The sequence below is a fragment of the Ruminococcus sp. CAG:57 genome, from assembly GCF_000435935.1.
GTDB lineage: Bacteria > Bacillota > Clostridia > Oscillospirales > Ruminococcaceae > Hominimerdicola > Hominimerdicola aceti.
Map to the genome: position 1 here is coordinate 11,930 of NZ_FR890687.1, position 4,206 is coordinate 16,135.

Genomic DNA, 4,206 nt, shown 5'->3' on the forward strand with positions numbered 1-4,206 from the left:
AATCGGGACGTCGTATTTCTGCAAAGCAGAAATTGCGCCGCTCCCCTACAATGCTTGAACTATCGTAGGGGCGACCTTTGGTCGCCCGCATATCACCTATCGCCTGCTTATTTTATATCATATGTTTCTGTATCCAGCCTACCTAACAATAACCATAGCCGCCTGCGAAAAAGCCCCGTAAGAAGTCTTTCCGTTCACAGTTTTGTAAGCCCTTACCTTTACCATTCTAAGTGAGTAAGGCTCAAATCCTGATACGATAGCACTCTTTTGAGAGCCACCCACCTTTGCCGACTTCACATAATCACTGCCATTTGAAGAGGAGTATATCTCATATCCGCTTGCACCCCCAACAGCTTTCCATGATACCTCAATGCTGCCGCTGCCTGCTGATTTAGCCGTGCATGAAGCCTTTGCAGGCTTTGTGACAGCCTCTATAGCCTTTGAGTAGCTAGCCGAAATGTATTCTTTTCCGCCGGATTTTTTCACAGCCTTTACCTTGTAGCTGTACCCCTTTGCACGAGCAAGTCCGCTGTCAGTGAAGCTTACAGCCTTTACAGTTTTTATCCTCTGCCATTTCTTGCTTGTACTGTCATATCTGTATATAGCGTAGCTGTCAGCACCCGTAACCTTTTTCCAAGAAAGCTTAACGCTTTTTTCACCGGTGGAAGAAACTTTTAGCTTCGTCACTGTGGCAGGACGAATGTTGAAGTTCACAGTTTTTGTGCCTTTGTATAAGCCTTTGCCTGTTATTTTTACGCTTGCCTGACCTATGGCTGTGTTCTTTGAGTAGCTCACAGTGTAGTCAGTGTTCTTTACAAGCTTTTTGCCGCCATATGTCACTGCAGGCGCAGGAGAAACCGCCTTCCCTGTGTAGCTTTGCGTCTTTATAGCCGAAATACTGCTGTCACTGATTTTACCCTTTACAGTGACGGTACATTTAACATTTTTTCCTCCTGTTGTGTATGCCGTGATAGTTGCTCTGCCAACCCCTTTTGCAGTGACCTTTCCGTCTGACACAGAAGCAATTTTGCTGTTAGAAGACTTCCAGGAAACAAAGTCCGTCAGACCGCTTCCGCCACCCATTTTTGCAGAAATAACACTGCTTTTGCCCTTGTCAAGAGTCAGTGAAGCCTTATCCAATGTTACCGAAGCCGCAGGCTTTATGCTAGCCTTTATAGTTTTTGTTGAGCTGTTTCCGTATTTGTCATAAGCCGTTATCTTAACGGTAAATTCACCGCTTTTTACTGAATAGTCCTCAGCAGAAACATAAGCTGAAGCCTTGCCACCCGAAAGCTTTACGCTTGCGTATTTCTTTGCACTTTCACCATTTTTTGTAGGGTAAGCAGGGAAGACCACCTTTGAAACTCCGCTCTTGTCGCTCACATTGCAAGAAACATCAAAGCCCTTTGCTGTGATGTTCTCCACCTTTGCCCCCGATATGGTCGGCGCAGTTGTGTCAACATAAGTCTTTATGACCTGCTCAGAGCTGTTCCCGGCCTCGTCAGTAGCCGTTATGGTTGTAATATAATATCCGTCCTTGCTCCCAAGGTCAGTTACCTTTACTGAGTGTGAAAGCGAGTTCACCACCGATGTGTAAACCCGGCTTATAGTCTTTGTCTTGTTGCCCTCAAAATAAGTGGATACCTTTACCGAAGCCACAGCCCTGTTGTCATAAATATCCGCTTTAACAGTGTAGCCTTTTCCAGTAATGTTCTCACAGCCTGCGTTTGCGATAACAGGTCTTGTTGTGTCGATGTCAAGACTTTGCGCAACGCCGTTTATGTAAAGTCTGTAGAAATAGTGATTGTTAGTAAGCACCTTTCTGTTTTTCACAGTGTAAACAGTGTCGTTCCAAGTCCATTTGTAGTTCTGCTCGATAAGAGTAGCCGTCGTACCCTGACAGTCCTTTACAATGGCAACATGAGAGTAATCCTTGTCCTGCATTATGTCCCCGGCCTGCGGAGTTTTCACTTCACGAAGCTCTGCCTTTTTGCCGTAGCAGTACACGCTAGGCTTGTCGTCCACCATGTTTATGTTGTATACTGTAACACCGAACTTTTCTTCATAAAAACGTGAAACATATCCTGCACAGCAGTAATAACCGGTGTCGGAATAGCCGAGAACGTATTTAGCGTCAACGCCCTCAAAAGAGTCTATGACCTGATAATCATAGTCCACGGTGACGGTCTGTTCGCTGTAGCTCACCGCATTTGTCACCTGACAAAGCATGATTATCATAACAGCACAAAATACTGCGCCCATAGCCGAAAAAACTTTTTTCAGCCCCTTTTCCATTCCAAACGCCCCCTAACTGACAGAATTATCTTATACGTTTTCGTATATCAACTTCATAATATCATAAAGGTTACAATTTGGCAACAGATTTTATCGCTTTTTGCCGAAATGACTAAAATATTTGTTTGTTTTCACAGGGAACACAAGTTCTATATTCAGATATATCCCCGAAATATAGACTGTTATATGCCATACGAACAAATGTCGGAGCAAAAATTACAATTTGTAACTTTTATACTTAACACGCTATCAAAAACGTTTAAATTTACATATATCCCAGCAAAAAACTGTAGGGGCGAACATCGTTCTCCCGTCAAAGCTACTATCCCACTTAGATATCCGTATCAATTGATCGCTTTACCCAAACGCAAAGATCGTAAAGTGAAATTTGTTTTTCATTTGCACAAAAATTCACCGATCCTGCACGAGAAGATATTGAAAAGCCATCTGAAATAGATTATAATGTCTGTATAATATAAACGGAGGTCACAATATGAAGTACATAAATCCGGTCATATCAGGCTTTTATCCTGACCCTAGCATCTGTAAGGCTGAGGGCAAATATTATCTTGTTTGCAGCTCTTTTCAGTTTTTTCCGGGCGTTCCTCTATATGAAAGCGACGACCTTGTGAACTGGAAGCAGATAGGTCATGTTCTCACAAGAAAAAGTCAGCTCCCATTGGAGGGCGCAGGCTCTTGGGGCGGCATCTATGCCCCAACTATCAGATACAATAACGGCAGATTTTACATGGTAACGACTAACGTCACAAATGGCGGAAACTTCTATGTCTATACTGACGATATCCACGGTGAATGGTCTGAGCCTGTTTATGTTCAGCAGGGCGGTATCGACCCGTCACTGTATTTTGAGAATGGCAAAGCCTACTTTATGTCCAATGGTGAAGACGATGAGGGCAACCATGGCGTTACACAGTGCGAAATAGATATCGAAACAGGCAAAAAGCTCACGCCAAGCAAGACCATATGGACAGGTGCAGGCGGACGTTTCCTTGAAAGCCCACACCTCTACAAAATAAAGGGCGAATACTACCTTATGGCGGCTGAGGGCGGTACGGAATACGGTCATATGATAGTCTACGCCAAGGGCAAGACCCCTTACGGTCCTTTTGAGAATTATCCTCACAACCCAGTCCTCACAAACAGAAATCTCGGTGGATACGAGATACAAGGGTGCGGTCACGGTGATCTTGTGGAGGACGAAAACGGCAACTTCTGGTGCGTCCACCTTGCGTTCAGAATGATAAATATGTGGGTGATGCACCACATTACAGGCAGAGAAGTCTATCTCGTACCAGTGACTTTCGACGAGAACGGCTGGTTCACAATGGGCGATAATGGCACAACTCGCAAGGAAGTCGAAACTGACAAACTCAGGGATATCAGGCAGGAGTTTTGGAAGGAATACACTTTTGAGAATACCAAAGTCGGACGTGAGTGGTGCTTTATGCAAAACCCTGACATGGGGCTTTATTATCTTGATGATCACCGTTTTGAGCTTACCCCTAACGAGCATACGATCTTTGAGGCAGACGGCTCGCCAGCTTTTGTCTGCATAAGACAAAAAGAAATGAATTTATCAGTGGAGTGCAAAGTCGAGATAACCGAGGGCGAAGCAGGATTGGTGTTCTACATGACCCCCGATCAGCATTATGAGATAGCATTAAGACGCACGGATAAAGGTGTCGAGCTGTTCCGCAGACTTTGCATAGGCGATATTCGCCATGAGGATCATGTCATAGCATTGCCGCAGGGAGAAAGCTCGGCTATGCTTTGCTGTAATGCCTCCAACTTTACATACAATTTCTCGGCGAAAACGCATTCGGGAGATATAGACTTGGGCGGAGCACAAACGAAGTTTTTGTCTACTGAGCTTGCAGGTAATTTCACAGG

The 4,206-nt window shown here is 44.6% G+C and carries 2 protein-coding genes; one reads left to right on the forward strand and one right to left on the reverse strand.

Annotation, left to right across the window (positions count from 1 at the left end; all coding sequences use genetic code 11):
- Window positions 1-138: 138 nt before the first annotated feature.
- A complete protein-coding gene (locus QVO88_RS00985) occupies window positions 139-2,295 on the reverse strand; it encodes an Ig-like domain-containing protein (protein ID WP_022286668.1) in 2,157 nt (718 codons plus the stop codon).
- A gap of 493 nt (window positions 2,296-2,788) precedes the next feature.
- On the opposite strand from QVO88_RS00985, the gene QVO88_RS00990 reads away from it, so the two are divergent.
- Window positions 2,789-4,206: glycoside hydrolase family 43 protein (locus tag QVO88_RS00990; protein WP_288177680.1), on the forward strand; the 1,418-nt coding region annotated here is incomplete at its 3' end.

Bases quoted from the DNA above. Each gene is read 5' to 3' on its own strand.
- QVO88_RS00985 (WP_022286668.1), bottom strand. From the start codon at position 2,295: ATGGAAAAGGGGCTGAAAAAAGTTTTTTCGGCTATGGGCGCAGTATTT.